This window comes from Acidiphilium sp. PM, assembly GCF_000219295.1.
Classification (GTDB): Bacteria; Pseudomonadota; Alphaproteobacteria; order Acetobacterales; family Acetobacteraceae; genus Acidiphilium; species Acidiphilium multivorum.
On record NZ_AFPR01000478.1, the window covers coordinates 1 to 4,753 of the forward strand.

5 protein-coding genes are annotated in these 4,753 nt (G+C 69.1%); 2 read left to right on the forward strand and 3 right to left on the reverse strand.

What is annotated here, in order from left to right; genetic code table 11:
* On the reverse strand, nt 1-698 hold a 698-nt coding region (locus APM_RS14935; RefSeq protein WP_007424212.1), incomplete at its 3' end, for a cbb3-type cytochrome c oxidase subunit I.
* A gap of 25 nt (nt 699-723) precedes the next feature.
* Complete coding sequence (locus APM_RS14940) at nt 724-1,728, reverse strand: cytochrome c oxidase subunit II (RefSeq protein ID WP_013639625.1); 1,005 nt, start codon at nt 1,726-1,728, stop codon at nt 724-726.
* 377 nt (nt 1,729-2,105) lie between these two features.
* Between APM_RS14940 and APM_RS14945 the strand changes: the two genes are divergently transcribed.
* Nucleotides 2,106-2,918, forward strand: a complete 813-nt coding sequence (locus tag APM_RS14945; RefSeq protein ID WP_138919218.1) for a hypothetical protein — start codon at nt 2,106-2,108, stop codon at nt 2,916-2,918.
* 12 nt (nt 2,919-2,930) lie between these two features.
* Here APM_RS14945 and APM_RS14950 read toward each other — a convergent pair whose 3' ends face one another.
* Nucleotides 2,931-3,941: a bile acid:sodium symporter family protein gene (locus tag APM_RS14950; protein ID WP_007424215.1), complete on the reverse strand. Its 1,011-nt coding sequence runs from the start codon at nt 3,939-3,941 to the stop codon at nt 2,931-2,933.
* A gap of 60 nt (nt 3,942-4,001) precedes the next feature.
* Here APM_RS14950 and APM_RS14955 point away from each other — a divergent pair.
* Nucleotides 4,002-4,753 (forward strand): LysR family transcriptional regulator (locus APM_RS14955; protein ID WP_039888928.1); only part of this gene is annotated, 752 nt, incomplete at its 3' end.

Genomic DNA, 4,753 nt, shown 5'->3' on the forward strand with positions numbered 1-4,753 from the left:
TTCACGATCGTCGCGATCATGTTGATCGCGTTGAGCGTGGTGCCGACGCTGCCGATCTGGATCGCCCACATCCAGTAATCGACGCCGACGCCGGGACTGTAGGGCAGTTCGGTGAGCGGGATCAGGCCGATCCAGCCGTCATGCGAGAAGTCGCCGACGAAGAGCGAGAGCATCACCAGCGCCGCGGCGACGGCGGTGAGCCAGAGGCCGACGGCGTTGAGGTAGGGAAACGCCATGTCGCGCGCGCCGATCTGCAGCGGGACGATGATGTTGGACAGGCCGGTGAGCAGCGGGGTGACGGCGAGCAGGATCATGATCACGCCGTGCGAGCTGTAGATCTGGTCGAAATGGAAGGGCGGGAGGTAGCCGTGCAGGGCCTGCAGGTGGCCGGGCGAATGCGGACCGTCCGCCATCATCTGCTGGGTGCGGATCATCAGCCCGTCGATGAAGCCGCGGAACATCATCACGAGGCCGACGATGACATACATCACGCCGATCTTCTTGTGATCGAGCGTCGTCAGCCATTCGCGGAAGAGATAGCCCCAGCGGCCGGAGAGGGTGATGGCGGCGATGACGATGACGGCCGCGCCGGCGGCGAAGACGAAGGCGCCGTCGACGATCGGGCTCGTGTAGGGGATGGCACTCAGAGTCAGGCGCCCGAGCAGCGGCGACCATGGACCTTGAAGATGAACGAGCACGCAGTCTTCCTTTCCGCTGCCGGCGTCAGCCGGATGTTCCGCGCGACGCGGCCGGATGAGAGAAATAGCTGGCCCCGGCGCGCAGGTCCCGCGCCATCGCTTCGGTGAGGCGGGGCGGAACCGGGTAGGTCTTGCCGTTGCGCGACGCCTCGACGATGCGGCGGAACAGGTGCGGCGCCGGGGCGCTGAAATAGCGCGGCCGCTGGTCGAGATTGATCGTCGGCCGCGCGAAACGCTCGAAGGTGGCGTAGGTCAGCGCGGCCGGGGCGGCTGCCGCGTGGCGCACGAATTTCGCAAATCCCCGCTTGCCGACGACATCGGTGGCAAAGCGCATCCAGGAGAAGCCGGCGCCGCTGAAATTGGCGGCGAAGCCCTCGTAGCGCCCCTGGCCGTTGGCGCGCATCGCATCCTTCGTGCGCATGCCGGGCATCACGTCGATCATGTCGGTGAGCTGGGGGATGAAGAAGTCGTTGACGACGCTGGTCGAGGTCAGGCGGAACTCGACATTGCGGCCGGCGGGCACGACGAGCCGGTCGACGCTGGCGACATGCTGCTTCGGATAGATGAAGAGCCACTGCCAGTCGGTTGCGACGACGTCGATCTTCAGCGGGTGCGAGCGCCCTGCCCTCGCCGGCATGCGCAGGACATGCGGGCCGTAGGGATCGACCGCGAAGGTGCCGTTGTAGGAGGCATAGGCGAGGCCGGCGACGACGACGATCGGGATTCCCCACATGACGGCTTCGAGTTTCAGGGAGTGGCTGAAGCCGGGGCTGTAGGCGGCGGCGCGGGAGCGGCGGTAGCGCCAGATGCACCAGAGGATGAAGCACGCCGTCGGCACGATGATGAAGGCCATCACGACAACGTCGATGATGGTGAAATTCAGCGACGCGCGGGCGACCGGCCCCTTCGGGTCGAACACGCGGAACGGCCCGCCGGAACAGCCGGTGAGCAGCAATGGCGTTAGCGGCGCCAGACGGCGCCACGGGCGGAACCGCCGTTCCTTCAGACGCGCCTCATCACACAACGACAATGCGATCCTCCGTCATGATCGCCGTTGAAATAAGGGCAGCGGACTGGAGTGACCACCCTGTTTCCGGAATCTCACAGGGGGTTCAGAGCAAGTTTATGTGACAGCAAGTTTCCGTGAGCGATAGAAAAGATCGATATCGGCATTGGGCTTTTTCGATCGATGGCGCGCGGTGGGTGCGCGGCGTGGCGGCGGCGAAACGATTCCGCTTTCGCCGGGCCGTCGCTGGTGTTAGTTTCTCTTGCATGACCGATGCCGACGCCACTGCCCTGCCCGCGGATGGGGAGCGAACGCCCGTGCCGCATCGCGCTATCTGCCGCCTGGCGCGCAGAAGGGTGCTGTGGCTCGCGGCCTCGGCACCGTTGATGATGGGAGCGAGCATGACGGCAGACGCCGCGACGCCGACCGGGGCGAGCCTTCTCACCGCGCCGCTCTCGCTCGCGGGATCGTGGCGCGGCTCGGCGCCCGGCGATGTGCTCGCGGTGCTCGGGCGGATGCGCGCCGCGTGCCTCGACGGGATCAGGCTTGTCTCCGACCGGCAGCCGGCGGCGCTGCGGGTGCAGGACGTTGCCTCGGGCCCGCCGCATGTCTGGCTGCATACCGATGCGCCGGGTACCGCGATCGTCGCCGTCGATGTCGGCGCGCGGGACTGGATCAATCTCTCCTACCAGTTCGGCCATGAGCTCGGCCATGTGATGGCCAATAGCTGGATGTGGGGCGATGCGCCGCGCAACCCGTGCCAGTGGCTGGAGGAGGCGGTGGTGGAGGCGTTCTCGCTGCGCGGCCTCGGGCGGCTGGCGGAGGACTGGGCGGTGGCGCCGCCGTTTCCGCACAACAATGCCTATGCCGCGCCGATCCGCGCGTATCGGCGGAACCTGCTCGAACAGGATCTGGCGGAGGCGCGGGCGCAGGGCGCCGATGCCGGGCTCGGCGGCTGGTATGCGGCGCAGGCGGGCTTCCTCGCGACGCATGGGACCGTGATCGCCGCCCGGCCCGCCGTGCCCGCGGTGCTGGAACTGCTGGAGGCGGACGAGACGGCGGTGGCCGATATCGGCGCGCTGAACCGCTGGCCGGAGCGGAGCCACCTGCCGCTCGGCACCTATCTCGCGCGCTGGCGGGAGAGCTGCGCCGAACTCGGGCTCGCGGGGCTTCTGCCGGGCGAGCTCGCGCGGCTGCTCAAGCCGGGGCGGTAGGCGGACCCCGTGTCAGGCCGCGAGGCGGCGTTCGGCGGCGGCGATGGCGGGAGCCGCCGCCGGCTGGCGGGCGAAGCGCTGGGCGATCAGCGTGCAGACGAAGAGCTGGAACTGGTGGAACAGCATCAGCGGCAGCACGATCAGCCCGACGGTCTGCGCCGGGAAGAGGATGTTCGCCATCGGGATGCCGCTCGCCAGCGATTTCTTGGAACCGCAGAAGATGAGGGTGATCCGGTCCTCGCGCGAGAAGCCGAGGGCGCCGGCGAGGCTGGTGACGGTGAGCACCAGCGCGAGCAGCGCCGCATCGACCAGCATGACCAGGACCAGGCTTTCCGGCGAGACGCGCGACCAGATGCCGCCGACCATGCCGGCGCTGAAGGCGGCGTAGACCACGACGAGGATCGAGCCGCGATCGACGATGGTGGTGATCAGGCGGTGGCGTTGCAGGACGGGGCCAAGGATGGGGCGGAGCAGCTGGCCGGCCGCAAAGGGGGCGAGGAGCTGGAGCGCGATGTCTTCCAGCGCGCCGGCGCTGAACCCGCCCTTCGCGTGCAGCAGCAGCATGACCAGGAGCGGCGTGATCACCATGCCGGCGAGGTTCGAGACCGACGCGCTGCACAGCGAGGCGGGCACGTTGCCGCGGGAGATCGAGGTGAAGGCGATGGATGACTGCACCGTGGAGGGCAGGATGGCGACGAAGATGATGCCGGTGGCCAGCGCCGGCGGCAGGGCGGAGCCGAGCAGGGTGACCGCGGCGAGGCCGAGGGCGGGAAACAGGATGAAGGTGCAGGCGAACACCGCGCCCTGGAGCCGCCAGTGCAGCAGGCCGCGCAGGACCTCGACGGTGGAGAGTTTGGCGCCGTAGACGAAGAACAGCAGGGCGACGACCCAGTGAACCGCGTGCCCGACCACGACGGCGGCGAGGCCGCGCGCGGGCAGCAGCGCGGCGAGCGCCACGGTGCCGAGGAGGAAGAACAGGTAGGGGTCGATCCCGAGGCGGGACAGCGTGGCGCGTATGGACATGACGCCGATGTAGCAGGATGCCGGTCATGGACAATCGTGATGAACGTGATATCGGCAATCATGATTTATGATAATCATGCTGGCCAGGCGCCGGCGCGCCCGCGATTTGACCCGGTGCTGGTGCGGAGTTTCATCGCGGTGGTCGAGGCGCGCAGCTTCACCCGCGCGGCGCGGCATCTCGGCCTGCGGCAGTCGACCGTGAGCCAGCACGTGGCGCGGCTGGAGGCGCTGGCGGGGCGGCGGCTGATCGCGCGGGATACGCACCGCGTCTCGCCCACGCCGGATGGCGACGCGCTGCTGGATTTCGCGCGCCGGCTGCTGGAGGCGGAGGCGCGGATCGACGCCTATTTCGCGGCGAGCGCGCTGCGCGGGCGGATCCGGATCGGCGCGTCGGAGGATTTCGTGTTCAGCGCCTTGCCGGAGGTGCTGGCCGATTTCGCCGGGCGGCATCCGGAGGTGGATCTCGAACTGACGGTGGGGCTGAGCCAGACGCTCTATGCAGGTTTCGACGCCGGCGAACTCGACCTGATCTTCGCGAAGCGGCGGGCGGGCGACCAGCGCGGGCGGGTGGCATGGGCGGAGGAGCTGGTGTGGATCGCGCGGCCGGGGAAGCGGCCGGTTGCGGGGCAGCCGGTGCCGCTGGTGCTCTACCCGCCGCCGAGTGTGACGCGGGAGCGGGCGCTGGAGGCGATGGACCGGGCGCATCTGCCGTGGCGGATCGCGTGCAGTTCGGGCAGCCTGAGCGGGTTGCGGGCGGCGGCGCTGGCCGGGCTCGGGTTCGCCGCGCACGCGGCCCGGCTGATTCCGCCGGG